Origin of the sequence: Microbulbifer sp. VAAF005, assembly GCF_030012985.1 — a bacterium.
In the GTDB taxonomy this organism is placed as follows: Bacteria; Pseudomonadota; Gammaproteobacteria; order Pseudomonadales; family Cellvibrionaceae; genus Microbulbifer.
The window spans coordinates 4634909-4652853 of the sequence record NZ_CP120233.1; the positions used below are offsets into that span (position 1 = coordinate 4634909).

At 48.1% G+C, this 17945-nt stretch carries 17 protein-coding genes; 12 read left to right on the plus strand and 5 right to left on the minus strand.

Annotated elements, in window-relative coordinates; translation table 11 throughout:
* The first annotated feature begins 17 nt into the window (after nt 1-17).
* The 11 genes from pyrG (at nt 18) to rpoS (ending at nt 10409) form a co-directional block, all read left to right on the plus strand.
* Nucleotides 18-1652 carry a CTP synthase gene (gene pyrG / locus P0078_RS20805; RefSeq protein ID WP_252085084.1) on the plus strand — a complete coding sequence of 545 codons (1635 nt, stop codon included), beginning with the start codon at nt 18-20 and terminating at the stop codon, nt 1650-1652.
* Nucleotides 1653-1707: 55 nt separating this feature from the next.
* A complete protein-coding gene (gene kdsA, locus P0078_RS20810) occupies nt 1708-2553 on the plus strand; it encodes a 3-deoxy-8-phosphooctulonate synthase (RefSeq protein ID WP_413664888.1) in 846 nt (281 codons plus the stop codon).
* 143 nt (nt 2554-2696) lie between these two features.
* Nucleotides 2697-3983: a phosphopyruvate hydratase gene (gene eno, locus P0078_RS20815; protein ID WP_282931805.1), complete on the plus strand. Its 1287-nt coding sequence runs from the start codon at nt 2697-2699 to the stop codon at nt 3981-3983.
* A gap of 95 nt (nt 3984-4078) precedes the next feature.
* Entirely contained in the window at nt 4079-4366 is a 288-nt protein-coding gene (locus tag P0078_RS20820) for a septum formation initiator family protein (protein WP_282931806.1), read from the plus strand.
* Complete coding sequence (gene ispD / locus P0078_RS20825) at nt 4363-5082, plus strand: 2-C-methyl-D-erythritol 4-phosphate cytidylyltransferase (RefSeq protein WP_282931807.1); 720 nt, start codon at nt 4363-4365, stop codon at nt 5080-5082. The genes P0078_RS20820 and ispD overlap by 4 nt, the downstream gene beginning before the upstream one ends.
* Nucleotides 5082-5567 carry a 2-C-methyl-D-erythritol 2,4-cyclodiphosphate synthase gene (gene ispF / locus P0078_RS20830; RefSeq protein WP_282931808.1) on the plus strand — a complete coding sequence of 162 codons (486 nt, stop codon included), beginning with the start codon at nt 5082-5084 and terminating at the stop codon, nt 5565-5567. Before ispD ends, ispF begins: the two co-directional genes overlap by 1 nt.
* Nucleotides 5560-6522 carry a tRNA pseudouridine(13) synthase TruD gene (truD, locus tag P0078_RS20835; RefSeq protein WP_282931809.1) on the plus strand — a complete coding sequence of 321 codons (963 nt, stop codon included), beginning with the start codon at nt 5560-5562 and terminating at the stop codon, nt 6520-6522. Before ispF ends, truD begins: the two co-directional genes overlap by 8 nt.
* 54 nt (nt 6523-6576) lie before the next feature.
* On the plus strand, nt 6577-7248 hold the full coding sequence (locus tag P0078_RS20840; RefSeq protein ID WP_282931810.1) for a protein-L-isoaspartate(D-aspartate) O-methyltransferase: 672 nt from the start codon (nt 6577-6579) through the stop codon (nt 7246-7248).
* Nucleotides 7245-8207, plus strand: a complete 963-nt coding sequence (locus tag P0078_RS20845) for a DUF368 domain-containing protein (RefSeq protein ID WP_282931811.1) — start codon at nt 7245-7247, stop codon at nt 8205-8207. Before P0078_RS20840 ends, P0078_RS20845 begins: the two co-directional genes overlap by 4 nt.
* A gap of 194 nt (nt 8208-8401) precedes the next feature.
* Nucleotides 8402-9163, plus strand: a complete 762-nt coding sequence (locus P0078_RS20850) for a peptidoglycan DD-metalloendopeptidase family protein (protein WP_282931812.1) — start codon at nt 8402-8404, stop codon at nt 9161-9163.
* 199 nt (nt 9164-9362) lie between these two features.
* A complete protein-coding gene (gene rpoS / locus P0078_RS20855) occupies nt 9363-10409 on the plus strand; it encodes an RNA polymerase sigma factor RpoS (protein ID WP_282931813.1) in 1047 nt (348 codons plus the stop codon).
* Between the two features lie 92 nt (nt 10410-10501).
* On the opposite strand, the gene P0078_RS20860 is transcribed toward rpoS, so the two are convergent.
* From P0078_RS20860 to P0078_RS20875, 4 genes are all read right to left on the minus strand, one after another.
* Entirely contained in the window at nt 10502-10828 is a 327-nt protein-coding gene (locus tag P0078_RS20860) for a YdbL family probable chaperone protein (protein WP_282931814.1), read from the minus strand.
* A 10-nt stretch (nt 10829-10838) separates the two neighbouring features.
* The gene (locus tag P0078_RS20865) at nt 10839-11033 is read right to left on the minus strand and encodes a YnbE family lipoprotein (RefSeq protein WP_282931815.1); all 195 of its coding nucleotides are present in this window, start codon (nt 11031-11033) and stop codon (nt 10839-10841) included.
* A 181-nt stretch (nt 11034-11214) separates the two neighbouring features.
* Nucleotides 11215-12993 (minus strand): intermembrane phospholipid transport protein YdbH family protein, encoded by a 1779-nt coding sequence (locus P0078_RS20870; protein WP_282931816.1) that lies wholly within the window; start codon nt 12991-12993, stop codon nt 11215-11217.
* Between the two features lie 17 nt (nt 12994-13010).
* Nucleotides 13011-14204: a hypothetical protein gene (locus P0078_RS20875; protein ID WP_282931817.1), complete on the minus strand. Its 1194-nt coding sequence runs from the start codon at nt 14202-14204 to the stop codon at nt 13011-13013.
* A gap of 517 nt (nt 14205-14721) precedes the next feature.
* Between P0078_RS20875 and pepN the strand changes: the two genes are divergently transcribed.
* Nucleotides 14722-17352, plus strand: a complete 2631-nt coding sequence (gene pepN, locus P0078_RS20880; protein WP_282931818.1) for an aminopeptidase N — start codon at nt 14722-14724, stop codon at nt 17350-17352.
* A 42-nt stretch (nt 17353-17394) separates the two neighbouring features.
* Here the strand turns inward: pepN and P0078_RS20885 are convergent, their stop codons facing one another.
* Nucleotides 17395-17943, minus strand: coding sequence for a histidine phosphatase family protein (locus P0078_RS20885; RefSeq protein WP_282931819.1), 549 nt, complete (start codon nt 17941-17943; stop codon nt 17395-17397).
* Nucleotides 17944-17945: the final 2 nt, after the last annotated feature.

Genomic DNA, 17945 nt, shown 5'->3' on the forward strand with positions numbered 1-17945 from the left:
ACTGACCAAGGTTTTGCATGACGCGCTATATTTTTGTAACTGGTGGCGTGGTTTCCTCGTTGGGGAAAGGTATCGCCTCCGCCTCTTTGGCCGCCATTCTCGAGGCCCGCGGCCTCAAGGTTACCATCCTCAAACTGGACCCCTACATCAACGTAGACCCGGGTACCATGAGTCCCTTCCAGCACGGCGAGGTGTATGTCACCGAGGATGGTGCCGAGACTGACCTGGACCTGGGTCACTACGAACGCTTTATCCGTACCCGGATGTCCAAGCGTAACAACTTCACCACCGGCCGCGTGTACGAAACCGTACTGCGCAAAGAGCGCCGTGGTGACTACTTGGGTGGCACCGTACAGGTGATCCCCCATATTACCGACGAGATCAAGCGCCGCGTTGTAGAAGGTGGCCGCGATGTCGATGTTGCTATTGTTGAAATCGGTGGCACCGTAGGTGATATCGAATCCCAACCGTTCCTGGAATCTGTGCGTCAGCTGCGTGTGGAAATGGGCACCAATCGCGCCCTGTTGATCCACCTGAGCTATGTGCCTTTCCTTGCAACTGCTGGTGAAACCAAGACCAAGCCGACTCAGCACTCTGTTAAAGAGTTGCGTTCTATCGGCTTGCAGCCGGATATTCTGCTGTGCCGTTCCGAGCGCGAGATCGATGAGGACTCCCGCCGCAAGATCGCACTGTTCACCAATGTGGAAGAGCGCGCTGTTGTACCGCTGCCCGATGCCAAGACCATCTACGGCGTACCGCGTCTTCTGCACAGTTACGGCCTCGACGATATCGTTGTGGAAAAACTGCAGCTGGAATGCCAGGCACCAGACCTTTCCGAGTGGGATGAAGTGGTCGATGGCAAGCTGAACCCGCAGCACGAAGTAAAAATTGCCATGGTTGGCAAATACATGGAGTTGCTGGATGCCTATAAGTCCCTGATCGAGTCCCTGACCCATGCGGGTATCAAGCATCGCTGCAAAGTGGATATCGACTTTATCAACGCTGAAGACGTTGAGGGTGAGAACGGCATTGACCTGATCAAGGATGCCGATGCAATCCTGGTTCCCGGTGGATTTGGTGAGCGCGGTTTAGAGGGCAAGCTTGAATCTGTTCGCTACGCTCGTGAAAACAATATTCCTTACCTGGGCATCTGCCTCGGTTTGCAGTCTGTGGTTATCGAGTTCGCGCGCAATGTGCTCGGCCTCGAGGGTGCCAACAGTACTGAATTCAATACTAAAACCCCGCACCCGGTTATTGGCCTGATCACAGAGTGGATCGATAGCGAAGGCAATATCGAGAAGCGCGACGAGCAGTCCGACCTGGGTGGCACCATGCGCTTGGGTGGCCAGGAGTGTCGCTTGGCTAAAGACACCAAGGCTCGCGATATCTACGGCGCCGACGTCATTGTAGAGCGCCACCGCCACCGCTACGAAGTGAACAACAACTACGTTGATCGCCTGCAGCAAGCTGGTTTGAAAATTGGCGGCTGGTCTGCAGACGATACCCTGGTAGAAATGGTTGAATTGCCGAACCATCCCTGGTTCGTTGCTTGCCAGTTCCACCCGGAATTTACTTCAACCCCGCGCGACGGCCATCCGCTGTTCGAAAGCTTTGTTGCCGCCGCAATGAAGCAGCGTGAAAACCAGGGTTAATCAGTAATCCGCCCCCGGTCTCTGTGACTGGGGGTGAGATGACAGGGAGCTGACAGTGAAAACAATTGAAGTCGGAAATATTCAGGTCGCCAACGACAAGCCCTTCGCGCTGTTTGGCGGTATGAATGTACTGGAATCCCGCGACCTGGCGATGCAGGTGGCTGAGCACTATGTAAAAGTCACTGAAAAACTGGGTATTCCCTATGTTTTTAAAGCGTCTTTTGACAAGGCCAATCGCTCTTCCATCAATTCCTATCGCGGACCGGGAATGGAAGAAGGCCTGAAGATTTTTCAGGAAATCAAAGATACCTTTAAGGTTCCCTTGATTACCGATGTCCACGAAGTACACCAGGCTGCTCCGGTTGCCGAAGTCGTGGATATTATCCAGCTGCCGGCCTTCCTGGCCCGCCAAACTGACCTGGTCGCGGCTATGGCAGCGACTGGTGCAGTGATCAACGTCAAAAAGCCCCAGTTTATGAGCCCGCCACAAGTTAAAAATGTGGTGGAGAAATTTGCTGAGTGTGGCAACGAAAATATTCTTTTGTGTGAGCGCGGTGCCTGCTTTGGCTACGACAACCTGGTTGTCGATATGCTGGGCTTTAGCACCATGATCAATGCCTCCGGCGGTGCGCCGCTGATTTTTGACGTCACCCACTCACTGCAAATGCGCGATCCTTCCGGTGCAGCTTCTGGTGGTCGCCGTGCACAGGTCACTGAGCTGGGCCGCGCAGGTTTGGCTATCGGGATTGCCGGCCTGTTCCTGGAAGCACACCCGAATCCAGACAAAGCATTGTGTGATGGCCCCAGTGCATTGCCACTGGAAAAGCTGGAGCCATTCCTGGCGCAGATGAAAGCGGTAGATGACCTGATCAAAGGTTTTGAGCCGCTGGATACGAAATAAAAAAGAGATACTTTTGCGCGCCCTGATTGGGCGCGCGGCACTTTCCCCTCTGCTATTTGGCCTGAGCGCTGTAGCAAAAAGTGCGTAAAGTCTGATTTACGAAAACCTATTTTCAGTAAGTACCAATACGGAGCCCATTGTAAATGAGCAAGATTGTCGCTGTTAAAGCCTTTGAAGTAATGGATTCTCGCGGTAACCCTACCGTTGAAGCCGATGTAATCCTGGAGGATGGTTCTATTGGCTCCGCCTGCGCCCCCTCCGGTGCCTCCACTGGCTCCCGTGAAGCGCTGGAACTTCGCGATGGCGATAAAAGCCGTTACTTGGGCAAGGGTGTCCTGAAAGCGGTTGAAAATATCAACACTACTATCGCCGACCTGCTCAAGGGTATGGATGCTTCCGATCAGCGCGCCTTGGACAAGGCGATGATTGATGCCGACGGCACTGAAAATAAGGCGAACTTCGGCGCTAACGCTATTTTGGCGGTTTCCCTGGCTGCCGCTAAAGCAGCTGCTGCTTCCAAAAAAATCCCCTTGTACCAGCATATTGCTGAGGTAAACGGCACTCCGGGCGAGTACTCCATGCCGGTACCGATGATGAATATCCTCAATGGCGGCGAACACGCTGACAACAATGTGGATATTCAGGAATTTATGGTTCAGCCGGTTAAGGCTGAATCTTTTGCTGAAGCTCTGCGCCAAGGTGCTGAGATCTTCCACTCCCTGAAAAAAGTACTGTCCAGCAACAGCCTGAACACTGCGGTTGGCGATGAAGGTGGCTTTGCTCCGAACCTGCCTTCCAACGAAGCAGCGCTGAAAGTGATTGCTGAAGCGGTAGAGAAGGCCGGTTACACCCTGGGCGATGACATTACCCTGGCTCTGGACTGCGCTTCTTCCGAGTTCTACAAAGATGGCAAGTACGATCTGGCTGGCGAAGGCAAGCAGTTCGACAGCGAAGGTTTTGCCAGCTACCTGGCCGATCTGTCCGCCAACTATCCGATCCTGTCTATCGAAGACGGTATGGATGAGAGTGATTGGGACGGTTGGAAAGTACTCACCGACAAAATTGGTGAAAAAGTACAGCTGGTAGGTGACGACCTGTTCGTAACCAACACCAAGATCCTGAAGGAAGGTATCGAGAAAGGTGTCGGTAACTCTATCTTGATCAAGTTCAACCAGATCGGTTCCCTGTCCGAGACTCTGGATGCGATCAAAATGGCTAAAGATGCGGGCTACACCGCTGTGATCTCTCACCGCTCCGGTGAGACCGAAGATACTACTATTGCAGATCTGGCGGTTGCGACTGCTGCTGGCCAAATCAAGACCGGTTCCCTTTGCCGTTCAGACCGCGTAGCCAAGTACAACCGTCTGCTGCGCATCGAAGCTGAGCTGAATGGCTCCGCTCCTTATCGCGGCCGCGCTGAATTCAAGTAATCCATTATTTGAATTAGCGTGCAAGTACTACAAAGAAGGGCCAGCCCCTCTTTGTAGTACTATAAATACGAACAAGCGAAATATCGTAATCTCGTATGAAATGGCTGCTGGCAATACTCACCATTATGCTCCTCGCCACCCAGTACCGACTTTGGGTTGGTGAAGGTAGTCTCGCCGAAGTTACCCGTCTCAAGCGTCAATTAGCCCAACAGCAAGAAAAAAATATCGCGCTGGTGCGGGAAAACCGTCAACTGTTCAGGGAAGTCCGCAGTTTGAAAGTTGGAACTGATGGTGTGGAAGCGAAAGCCCGTTATGACCTGGGACTGATCAAGGAAGGGGAAACACTGTTTATCTTCCTGGATAAGGAAGAGGCTGAAAATTGATTAAGGATTATTGGGTCATTGTACCCGCTGCCGGCGTTGGCAAACGTATGGGGGCTGATCGCCCGAAACAGTACCTGCCATTGCTCGGGCGACCACTGCTATCCCTGACTTTAAAAAATATTCTTGGGTGGCCAGGCTTGGCCGGCGTTGTAGTATCACTATCGGAGCAGGATACCTACTTCCCTCACCTGAAAGAAGCAAACCACCCCTTGGTACACACCGTCATTGGTGGAGCTGAGAGAGCAGACTCTGTTCAGTCCGCTCTGGATTTCCTGGCGGAGCGAGAAAGCGGCGATACTCCGGTTTTAGTCCACGATGCTGCACGACCCTGTGTGTCTGAGCGCGATATCTGCGCTTTACTCAGTGACGAAGTCTCACCGATGGCACTTTTGGCGCGCCCCGCAAGCGACACATTAAAGCGCAGTCATGTGACTGGCGGTGTAGCCTGTGTGGAAGAAACGGTTGACCGCGAAAGTATTTGGTTGGCGCAAACCCCGCAACGGGCCCCTCTCAGTACTCTGCACTCATGCCTTGGTAAAGCCCTGGAACAGGGGGTTGCTGTAACCGATGAAGCCAGTGCACTGGAGTTTTTTGGCCATTCACCGCAATTGGTTGCGGGTGATAGTGACAATATTAAAGTGACGCACCCCGCCGATATCATAATTGCAGAAACTATTTTACGTCTGCGCTACTCCCCGACTGAGGATAAGCGATAGTGAGTTTTCGAATAGGCCAGGGCTTTGATGTGCACGCATTTGGCCCCGGTGATCATGTAGTGCTCGGAGGAGTACAAATCCCCTATGGGTATGGTTTGGTAGCTCATTCTGACGGGGATGTTTTACTGCACGCCCTCTCGGATGCCTTACTGGGTGCTCTGGCCCTGGGAGATATTGGTAAACACTTTCCCGATAACGATGAACAATTTGCCGGAGCGGATAGCAGAAACCTGCTTCGACATGTTGTTGGGTTAATCGATGATAAAGGGTATCGCCTGGTTAATGCGGATATGACGTTGATTGCCCAGGCCCCCAAAATGGCTCCGCATATCGATGGAATGCGAGTCAATATTGCCGCTGACTGTGGTGTTGATTGCGATGCGATCAGTGTCAAAGCAACCACTACAGAAAAGCTTGGATTTACTGGTCGCGGTGAGGGTATCGCCGCGCAAGCTACTGTTTTATTAGAGCGCAAAGATGTCTGAAGTTTGGAACCTGGATTGGCCCCGAGCGCTTGGGGGTGCGGTAATTTCTGGTGATTTTCGCACAGAACCAGAAGATTTTATTGTCGATGAATTGGCTATGCCGCCGGCTGATAAAGATGGTGAGCATGTTTACTTACAGGTTAAAAAGCGCGGGGCAAATACTGCCTGGGTTGCCAAAGAGTTGGCGAAGTTAGCCGGGGTGCAAAGCAGAGATGTCAGCTTTTATGGCTTGAAAGACCGACATGCTGTTACCACTCAATGGTTCAGTGTATGGCTCGGACAAAAGCCAGAAGCAGACTGGTCGCAAATAAACAGCGATGAGATTTCATTGCTCCAGGCCTTCCGGGGACCACGCAAGTTGCGTCGCGGCGAACATATGGGGAATCGCTTCAAGATTCGGCTGCGCAATGTAGAAGGTGATCGGGACAAAGCAGAAGAAGTACTTCAGCTGATTCCCAAAGGGGTGCCCAATTACTTCGGTGAACAGCGCTTTGGGATTGATGGCAATAACCTTAGCTTGGCAAAAAACTTAGCTGAAGAAGACGGTCGCTGCCGCAAAAGCGAAAAGGCCTTCGCCATGTCTGCTGCCCGTAGCTGGCTGTTCAACCAGGTTTTGGCTGAGCGAGTCAACACCGGAACCTGGCAGAGCCCCCTCGTTGGAGAGCCTGAAGATTACCCAACCGGGCCTCTTTGGGGGCGTGGCAGAAACCTGTCAACGGATGCCCTGGGGCAGTTGGAAGAGCAAGTGTTGTCTCCGTGGCAGCCTTGGTGCAACTGGCTGGAGCACTGCGGTCTTAGCCAGGAGCGCCGGGCCATGATTTTATCCCCGGAGGCATTTCGCTATGAGTGGGAAGGTGATCATTTAATCGTCGAATTTGCCTTGCCACCGGGTACTTTTGCTACGGCTTTGCTACGGGAGATAGCTCAGCTGGTCAATGTTAAACAGTGCACATAAAATTTGTATTTAGGTGACTGGCACTGTTGCACAAATCATGGACAAGAAAAGAATATGGATCGCTTGAGACAAGAAGGTCTGGGGATGACTTCCCAGCGAACCCGTAATCGCTTGATCCAGCGATTACGGGAAGAGGGGATATCCAACGAGGAGGTACTGGATGTAATGGCATCTACACCTCGACACCTCTTTTTGGATGAGGCCCTGGCTATTCGGGCTTATGAAGATACTGCTTTGCCCATAGGGTATGGCCAAACTATTTCCCAGCCATACATTGTCGCCCGTATGACTGAACTCTTACTGAGTAGAGCCAAGTCTCTACACCGGGTTCTGGAAGTGGGTACGGGCTCTGGCTACCAAACGGCCATTCTTGCTCGTTTGGTCGAACAACTTTATTCCGTCGAGCGTGTCGAACCTCTATTGGAAACCGCTCGCCATCGGTTGGGGGAGCTGGGTTATAGCAATGTAGAGTATAAGCTCAGCAGTGGGGGCTTTGGTTGGAAAGAAGAGGGTCCTTACGATGCTATCCTGGCTGCAGCAGCACCTGCAATGATTCCTGATGAGCTGCGAGAACAGCTGGCTCCCAATGGAGTTTTGGTAATTCCGGTGGGGGCTGAGCAGCAATACCTGACGATGGTGACTCGTCGTGAGGATAGTAATAAGTTTGATGTGGAAAAGTTGGAAGCGGTACGTTTCGTGCCTTTACTCGGTGGCGTGGTTCGATGAGATTTACTGAGGTTCTAAAAAGTCGCTACCCCGGAGTACTTCTGCGGGGAATGGCAATGGGGGCTGCCGATGTGGTGCCCGGTGTTTCCGGGGGAACTATTGCCTTTATTACCGGCATCTACCAGGAGCTTTTGGACTCCCTCAGTCGAATAGGCCCGCATTGTATTACAGTGTGGCGGAAGGAGGGGTTTCTATCCACTTGGCGCTATATTAATGGGAGCTTTCTTCTCTCTCTTTTCCTTGGGGTATTGTTGAGCGTTTTTAGCTTGGCCCACCTGATTAGTGGCTTACTGCAAAATTATCCAATTGTTGTGTGGTCTTTCTTTTTCGGTTTGGTTCTCGCCTCAATTGTTCCCATCGTGAGAAATATCCCCCGGTGGTCGCCATCTGTTTTGGTTTTTCTCGCACTGGGTATTGCGCTTGCAGTAACAGTGAGCGAGATGCGGCCTTCGGAGATACCGGCAACTCCACTTACACTGTTTTTATCAGGTGCTTTGGCGATATGTGCGATGGCACTGCCGGGAATTTCCGGCGCTTTCCTGCTGTTATTAATTGGGATATACCCCAAGGTTTTAGCTGCAGTTCATGAACTCCAAATTTTAAACCTATTGTGCTTTGCGGCAGGGGCGGCAATAGGGCTGATGCTCTTCAGCCGCTTGTTGTCTTGGCTGATGCACAAATATGTAGCCAGGACATTGGCATTTCTTGCCGGGGTTTTGTTGGGTAGTTTGAAGATTATTTGGCCCTGGAAACTGCCAATGTCCGGGGAAATTGAAGCATCAAGCAAATTGGCCCCTTTGCTATCCAACACTTCTCCGCTAACTTATGTCGAGCAAACCGGCGACAGTGCTCATTTGGGGGGCGCAATTGTTGCGGCTCTAGTGGCAGCGCTCTTAGTTCTCGCTGTAGACTTCTTTGGCAAGGTGCACAGAGAGAAGTCTTGCGCCACTCCGCAATAAGATCTGGAAAATCTCGGTATGGCAGCGTTTTATCAAACTTTTCCAGAGATTTTTGGAGCTTTTCTTTAGACACTTTTTCCATAAATGCCGTGGTCTGATGTAAAAAGAGAATAATGGAATGTCATCTTTTGCAACCTCTTGAGCGCCGATGTTGGCGGAACAAACTCCCTAAAATCGGTCATTGTTTGTGGGGGGTGTTTAAAATATTAGGCTTGCTGGTTCTACTGCAGGCCGTTTCCTCCTGTTCCAGCCATAAGGCTCCCTCAAGCTCCCTACGCCAGCCCCCGAGTATCAAAATTACCCACCACACGGTTGGTAAAGGGGATACCCTCTATTCGATAGCCTGGCGTTACGGCAAGGATTTTCGCCAATTGGCGGCGATAAATGGTATCCGCTCCCCTTATCAAATATATCCTGGGCAGAGAATAAGGCTGGCGGGCTCAGTGCCAACCAAGAGCACCGCTAGTACGCAAAAGAAGCAAAAAGCGCCAGTCGCAAAAGCTAATCCTAAAACAACACAAACGACCACTGCTAAAAAATCTTTAACATCAAGCCCAAAGCGCCAATCAACAGCATCTCGCCGGAGCGGATCGGTCAACTGGCGCTGGCCCGCCAAGGGGAAAGTGATTAGTCACTTCCGCTCTGGGGACCCATTGCGTAAGGGAGTTGATATCGCGGGTGAAAAGGGTGAGTCTGTACTGGCAGCGGCTGATGGCACCGTGATCTACGCAGGAAGCGCCTTGAGAGGTTATGGAAAGCTGCTGATCGTCAAGCACAACGAGGTTTACCTCAGTGCCTATGCACACAATCACCGGTTGCTCGTAAAGGAGGGCAGCAGGGTAAAGGCGGGGCAAAGGATAGCGGAACTGGGTTCGAGTGGTACCGACCGCAACAAGCTCCACTTTGAGATTCGCAAAAACGGTCAGCCAGTAGACCCTCTTGCCTACTTACCGTAAGTTCACGGCCGCAGTAAAGCTCTGCAAATAAAAATGGACTTTTAACTAGTACCACTTGAGGTAGTCACTGTAATCGTGGCCATCCCAGGGTCAGCCGATTCAGTGGCTGTCGCCACATACCTGCGGCATTGATAGTTGTGTTATCAATGTCCGAGTGTGTTGTGCGGCTGAAATTGGCAAAGTACAAGGAGCAGGGGAAATGGAAGCACAACGGCAAGACCAGTCTTTGGCTGGCCAGGCAGAAGACTTTCCTCCTGAGTTAGACGTTGAAAATGATGAGCAGAAATTAGGTTCAACTGAAGCAGGTGTTAGTCGCACGCGGAAATCTGCGGCTAAAAAGAGTTCCGCACCCTCCCAGGCAGAGAAAAGTAGAGTTTGTAGATTGGATGGCGATGGCCATTTGCAGAAAAATCTCGACGCTACTCAACTCTATCTCAATGAAATTGGATTCTCCCCCTTATTGACCGCAGAAGAAGAGGTGTATTACGCGCGCAAGGCTTTGCGTGGAGATGCTGCGGCAAGAAAACGAATGATCGAGAGCAATCTTCGCCTTGTTGTAAAGATTGCTCGCCGCTACGTTAGCCGAGGTTTGGCACTGCTGGACCTTATTGAGGAAGGCAATCTGGGCCTGATTCGAGCAGTTGAGAAGTTTGATCCAGAGAGAGGTTTTCGCTTTTCCACTTACGCCACCTGGTGGATACGTCAGACGATAGAACGGGCCATAATGAATCAGACCCGGACCATACGCCTGCCCATCCATGTCGTGAAAGAGTTAAACGTGTACTTGCGTGCATCTCGAGAGTTGGCGCAAAAGCTGGATCACGAGCCATCCGCAGAAGAAATTGCCACCCTCCTTGAGAAGCCAGTCGAAGATGTCGAGCGTATGCTGGGGCTCAATGAGCGGGTTACTTCTGTAGATACTCCCATTGGGCCCTCTTCTGAGAAGACCTTGGTAGATACCATCCCCGATCAGCAGGAATCTGACCCAGCAGAGCTTTTACAGGACAGGGACCTTTTTGACAGCATCAACCGCTGGTTGGGAGAGTTACCTGACAAGCAGTGTGAAGTGGTCTCTAGGCGGTTTGGTTTGCGCGGTTTTGAAGCGAGCACCCTGGAAGAAGTAGGGCGTGAAATCGGTCTCACCAGGGAGCGGGTCAGGCAGATACAGGTGGATGCACTGAAACGTTTAAGAGAGGTTATGGAGAAGCAGGGGCTCGACGGGCATTCACTATTTGGTAATTTGTAGCCTCTTCTCCTTTATAAAACCCCACCGCCGATTTCTGGCTGTGGGGTTTTTTATCGCGTCTACATGCTGAGCGGAAGTCTTCGGGCTACGAGTTACTTCCTGACCCAGCGTCCCAGGTTGTCCTGGTAGTATTCTCCAGGTGATAAGCGTGCTTCCAACTTTTCAGCGGCGCGTGTTGCCACCTGGGCTATATCAATTTTATTGCGTTCAGCGATTCGAGCGTAAGCAGCTTTTCGCTTGGCATTCACTTCTTTGACCAGTTTTTCCAGTTCTGGTGAGCTGGCATCTACTATAGCGATGTATCCGCTATTGGCTTCACCAACCAGGCCCTTACTTTTGGCTTCATTTAGGGAAATTGCCATTGCAGGCAGGGCGATTAATAAGCTCAGTGCCAAAAAGGCTTTCATTAATGTCTTCATATTTGCCTCCTTAGAAAATCCCTTCCTTGTCTTCAAACAGGTTGTCCAGGTCCTTGTCGACCTTGACCCGAATTTCATGCTCAATTTTCACATTCAGGTTTACTGTAATTGGCTCACTGGGAGCCTTTACCGCTACAGTAGGTGTACACCCTGTAGCAACCATAGCGTATAGCAGCCCCATAGGAATCAGTCGGCTGGCTTTCATCTGACACTCCTCACAGTACCTCTTTGGTACCCTTTTACTTTTTGTACCTAGCCCGTGTTACCTGCCTGGTTCAGCAGGTGAGTTGGATGCCGGCAGACCCAAGTATTTTATTGAGTCAACCTTAACCGGTAATGAACCAAGCAGGCTTCTACATACCAATAAAGGCTACTTCACTCCTGACCTATTGGTCCAGCTGCTTTTCCAGGGTTTCAGTCAAATCACGACTGGCTTGCAATGAGCGCAACATGTCTGGGATATTGTTTTCAAGGTTCAGGTTGATCACCAGGTCTCGATCAGAATCGATAGCCTCACTTCGACCAACCAGCTTTAGCTGTAGTTGGAGATCTCCGCTGGCTGGATAGTCTATGCTGCCTTCCAGTGTTTGAAACTCATAATCTTCCAGTGCATTGGCTATCAACTTAAGTTGTGGGTTGCTTGCCAGCATCTGCGGAGAAAAGGCTCCGTAGTAGCGCAAGCGTCCGCCTGGAGCTTCACCCTGAAGGTGGCCGGCTTCCACAGTGATACCCTCAGGCCCCGTTACAATGGGGATTTCCAAGTTAATTAGCCCGCTGGCCTCAAAGTTCTCTGAGTCCGTCTCCTGTGCTAAAGCCTCTAGAGAAATACCTTGTGCATGTACAATGCTTTTTCGAGTCTCTTCCGCGAGACTCCAAATAAGGGCTGATGAAGTAACCTTGCCTTGCAAAAAATCAGCAGAAAAATTATGCAATGTAATATCTTTCTGTTTATCCAGTTGCAGTGATAACTGGACATTTTTCACTGGTAAGCCCGCGTTAATAGATTCTATCGATAGTGGGTATGGTGTAGGTGTGATCCAGTGCCCATCTTCGTTTTCTACTTTTAGATCTCCACTGATTCCGGTGGCAAAACTATCTTTATAGGTTGCTGCAATATCGTCCAATGAAACATGGATACTATCTTTGGACTGGGAGGGCAAAGACACAGAACCACCGGCAGAAAGTCTGCCGGAGACGATATTGAGGGGAAGGCCCTGGATCGTATCGTTTAGAGAGCGATCCGTACTAAAGGTAACTTCAGGAACGGAAAATTCAACTCCACCTGAGGATTTTGATAAGTCGTAAGAGCCGCTTAAATCAATTTCAATTGCACCTGCTTTAATTTGACTATGACTTGTTAGCTTATTTTGTTGCAGGGATAGCTTGCCTTTGGCTGAAGAATTAACCTTGTACTTTTCCGGTGTCTCAATCTCTAAATTGTTACTATTAAATTCACTGTCCAGCGCTGTAGCACCATTTTTGATGGTAACAATACTATCAAGAAAATTGAGGTCTCCAGAAAGGGAAAATTGCTCGGTGTTGATAATTCCAAACTGACTGCTTATTTCTGGGAGAGTACAGATTGTAGGCTCTGTTACTTCGCAGTGTACTGTTGGTATATCTAAGTTTACCCTGTCAGCCGCCAATGTTTTGGTTGCTATTTTTTCTCCAGATACTTTAATGCTCTCTAGCGTGAATTTTTGACCTTTAAGATTGCTTTCAATCTTTGCCTTGGCAGTTGAACTCAAATTAGTAACTGCTAATTCTCTGGATCGCTCATAAAGTTGGGGTATTTTTGTCTTTAGGTCAAAGTTACAGGCACTGATGTCAGAGAAGTGACATTGTATGTCGCTAGCGGTTAACTGTACTGTCGAGTCCCCATTGGAGCCTTGTATCGTTGCAGTTAGAGATCCTTGTTCGACCTTAATATCTCTTTGGTTGGGATTGGTCAGGTCACCTGTAATGGAGATAAGATCTTTAATGCTTGCCTGTATCTTGCTCTGATGTAATCCAGTAGTAATTAAAGGCGAGTTTTTTCCTGATGTGGAAGCTGAAATATCCAATTGAATAGTTTGGTTTGGCATCAATTCTAATTGAAAGCTATTTACTTCTGGAGAGTTAATATTGTTAAGCGAACTCAGTTGAAGTTTACTCTTAAATGCCACATCTCCATTAACACTATCTATAGGTAGTGCTGGCAAGTGCCTGAGATATAGGGGGAATTAACTATAGTATTTGCACTTGTTAGATGAAAAGTACCTTCGATATCTAATTCGGGAGATGTCGCCGATGTGCTCGAGCTAAAGTCCGCACTTAATAGCGGGGTATTGGTGTTTTTATCAGTACCTAAAGCTATATCAAGCTCGCAACTCCCCTTGATATGTCGAGGTTTAAATGGAAATAGTGATTCAAGTGTTATTTTTATTGGATTACTTATAGATAATTGGGCTTCTATATTGGAGTTTAGTTGAGCGTATGGGATTGTGGCCTTTAGATCATTGCCATTAAGTTGAATGTCAATTTCTCGGTAGCTTGAAATGGATAGCAGATTGTCTGGCAAGCTAATTGCGGTGGTAGCTATAATTTTGCCTGATACTGTCGGCTTAGTTGTGGAGCTAGCTTTAGGTTCAAATATCTCTATCAGTGGGGCTATAGATTCCAGCTCTGATACAAGTTCATTGTTTAAAATCCATGTGTCAGTTTCTAGTTTAGCAATAGTTATATCAGCTTCAGACAGAATCTTTGAGTTGTTAGTTAGTATTCTGGGTTTTAGTTTGATTTCTGACAAACCTAAAAAAGCCTCAAAATATAAATTAAGCTCGCCAAACTGGGGGTGTTTAAGGGGAGTTTCGGCATGAATTTTTGTGCTGTCGCGAGCTATATTTAGTGGGCCGCCAATCAATTGGCCATCGAGTACTATTTGCTTAACGGATATCTTGCCTGGCAAAAAGCGGGTTAGACTTTGGCTTAGGGCACTTAACGATAATGTATTACTTGTCTTGACATTATTTTCCGGGAGCTGCTCGTCGATATGGGCTTTGGTAACGATATCTTCAGCTTCCATGCTCCTAGTTAGCTTTTCTATTGATAGTTCAATTTTTTGAGTGTTATCTCGGTCATAAATAATATGGAAAGGATAGACAATTTTTACTCCCTCAAGGAGGATAATGCTATTTACACTGGACTTTAGGCGAACTTCCTGGATCGAAACTTCTTTAAAACCCAGTCGTAGTCCTGTCAGCTCCTGAATAACTACCTCTCCTGAGAAAATATTGATTAGCTGAGAGGCAACGATATCCTTTTTCCACCAGCTAGCTGCTATGAGGGCAGCTAAAAAACAAGATAGAGTTATGATGGAGATACGGAGTTTACGCACACTGAACCTCGGAATTCCCGCAAGAGATTAGCTCAAACTTAAATCTATTATTCGTTACGAAAGGGCGAAGTAGGAGTACTTTACTTCCTTACTTCTACCTTATGACGAGTTTACCAGATTGGATAATTATACTGGCTGCAATTTCTCACCATGTTGGTCAGTATCTACTGTGCTGTGGGGCGGGGCAGACAGTAAGTGCTTTATATGGGTAGATAATCGACTACCAATTAATAGTTTTCACCTATTTAGGTGATCTTGCTGATAGTTTTTGGTTTCTCCACCGCTATTGCCGCCATGTCTGTGGAGGCAGACGTGCCAAGAGTGCCGGTGGGCAAGGCTGCAAGGGCAAGTATTAATCTAACTTATCTATGCGTGGCACCAATCGCGCTGGGAAGCTATAGTCCGGTTTTTAACTTGGGTGATAAATAGTATTAGCCCGGGTAACGATATTGTTGGTCCAATTAATCGAATTCATACTGCCCCGGAAGGGCATAGAATGACTGAAGGTGTTTCAATAATGAAAGATAGCCAGCCAAAGACCATTTACCTGAAAGACTATCAAGTACCAGATTACCTGGTGGATGCTACTGATTTACATTTTGAGCTGGAACCCAAGGCAACTTTGGTCAAATCTCGTTTGAATATTCGCAGAAATCCGAAAGCGGGCACAGGGCTGCCGCCTTTAGTGCTGGATGGCGTCGAGCTGGAATTACTTTCGGTTTCTTTGGATGGAGTTTTGTTGTCTACATCTGATTATCAGGTTCTACCTGAGGGCCTGTCTATCCCTGTAGAGAAACCAGAATTTCTGCTGGAAATCCGCAATCGGATAAATCCGGAGGAAAACACATCTCTAGAGGGATTATATCTCTCTAATGGTATGTATTGCACTCAATGTGAAGCTGAAGGATTTAGAAAAATTACTTTCTATCCTGACCGGCCGGATGTTATGTCCAAATTTACCACCACCATCGTCGCGCCGATGGACCACCCAGTACTACTTTCAAATGGCAATGAAGTTGAAAGGGGTAGATATGAAGATGGTCGTCAGTTTGTAACTTGGGAAGATCCATTCACCAAGCCGGCTTACTTATTTGCGTTGGTAGGCGGGGACTTGGAGCATGTGGAAGATAGCTTCACAACAGCCTCTGGTAGAAAGGTTAAGTTACAGATCTTTACGGAAGCGAAAAATATTGGGAAGTGTGATCATGCTATGCGCTCACTTAAAAATGCGATGCGTTGGGATGAGGAAAATTACGGAAAGGAATATGACCTAGACATCTTTATGATTGTTGCTGTTGATCATTTCAATATGGGGGCTATGGAAAACAAAGGATTGAATATTTTCAATTCGGCCTGTGTGCTCGCTAGCCCAGAAACAGCAACGGATTCAGCTTTTCAGCGGATTGAGTCTATTGTAGGACATGAGTATTTTCACAACTGGTCCGGCAATCGGGTTACTTGCCGGGATTGGTTTCAGTTGAGTCTGAAGGAGGGTTTTACCGTATTTCGTGATGCGGAGTTCTCTGCTGACCTTAATTCCCGAGCGGTTAAGCGTATTGAAGATGTATCCCTTTTGCGTACTACCCAGTTTGCTGAAGATGCCGGCCCTATGGCCCATCCTATCAGGCCAGATTCTTATATAGAAATTTCAAATTTTTACACTCTGACAATTTATGAAAAGGGTGCGGAAGTTGTACGGATGATTCATACCCTCTTAGGTGCAGAAGGATTCCGCAAAGGAAGTGACTTGTACTTTCAGAGGCATGATGGCAGCGCGGTAACCTGTGAAGATTTCGTCAAGGCGATGGAAGATGCTAACAAGGTTGAACTGAAGCAATTCCGCAACTGGTACAGCCAAGCAGGCACGCCGATACTTGATGTGACAGATAGCTTTAATGAAACTGATGGCACTTATAGGCTAACTATTCGCCAGTCTTGCCCTTCATCGCCAGGTCAGGAAGAGAAGTTACCTTTCCACTTACCAATAAGAATTGGATTGCTGGGGGCTGATGGCGCAGAGCTTGTACTCAATGAGCAGGGTGATACTGAAACTGTTTTACAGTTAACAGAAGATGAGCAATCTTTTGAGTTTTCCGGACTTGCGGAGAAGCCTTTACCCTCATTGCTGCGAGGCTTCTCCGCTCCAGTAAAAATAAGGTACAACTATAGTAATGAGCAGCTTCAATTTTTAATGAGGAAGGATAAGGACACGTTTAACCGCTGGGATGCAAGTCAGCGCCTAGCATTAAATGCTTTGTGTGAGCTTCAGGTGGCTTTTCGTAAAGGTGAGGAACTACAGGTACAACCAAGTTTAATTAGTGCTTTTAAAGAGGTTTTACAGGATGTTGATCTCGATCTAGCGCTGGTTGCAGAGATCTTGCAGTTGCCCAGCGAGCAGTTTATCGCTGAAGAGTCATCATCTATTGATGCGGAAGCAATAATTGTTGCGAGGGAATTTGTTAGGAAGGTAATTGCAGGTGAATTATTTGATGAATTTCGCACGCGCTATCTAGAATTGAATACGACTAAGCCCTATAGCCCGAATGCGTTAGATATTGCGCAAAGACGACTTAAAAATACCTGTTTATCCTATATGTGCATAACAGAAACTGAGGAGGCGTTAAATATAGCCCAGGTTCAGTTTGAGAGCGCTAGTAATATGACAGATAGTGCGGCGGCTCTCGCTGTTATTATTAATCATGCACCGGAAGATCGAGCCAGGGCGTTGATTGAGCAATTTTATGAGCGCTGGAAAACCGATACTCAAGCCGTAGAACTATGGCTGAGTCAGCAGAGTTGTAGTCCCAAGCGCGGTACATTGGAAAATATTCGTGCATTTATGGATCACCCTGCTTTTGAAATGAAAAACCCCAATAAAGTAAGGTCTGTAATAGGTGGTTTTGCTAATCGTAATTTTAAGCAATTCCATAAGAGCGATGGTAGCGGGTTTGAGTTTGTTGCCGATCAGGTTCTGGCCTTGGACAAGCTAAATCCACAAATTTCAGCAAGACTGGTTATACCGATCACACGTTGGAAAAAATACTCTGGTAGCCTGGGTGAGAAGATGAAAGTTGCCCTGCAAAGGATTGCTGATTCGGGAGACCTATCTAAGGATTTGTTTGAGGTAGTCAGCAAAAGCTTGATTTAAAATAAATGCCCGCTTGGGGTATGCTGGACATACCCCATTTTCTTATAGAATTTTGTTATCTTTTTCTTCGCCTAGCTGGACTAAATGTAGCTTGTTTCCATCATTTTTTAGCTCAGTGATTGAAGTGTAATCGGGCCTAAACTGTTGTACTTTTTGGTGGTTTCGGATATGTGCAACAACTGAATTGATGACCATAAAATGGCAGAAGATAAAGGTGTCCTCTGAAAGACTTTCCAAATACCTGATTATTCCATCGCGCCAATCTTTTTGTTCTCTGTCACAGGGGTCCCACTCTCCAGTAAGTAATGTTCGTAACCAGGTTAGGCGTTGAGCTTTGGGTATTTCCTCTGGTGTAGGTATTTCCGTCAGTGCATTTTCAATTACAACCTCTATATCCCAAACTTCGGCCAAGGGCTTTGCTGTTTGCTGTGCTCTGAGTTTGGGACTGCTTATTAATTGAACTTTCTCGAGTGTGGAAAGTTTTAGGGCTAGCTCTTCTGCCTGCTTGTAACCTTCGTCTGTGAGTATTGGATCGGGGATGTGCTCCCCTTTCGCTGCTTCTCCATGCCTGATTAAAAAAATTCTTGCCATCT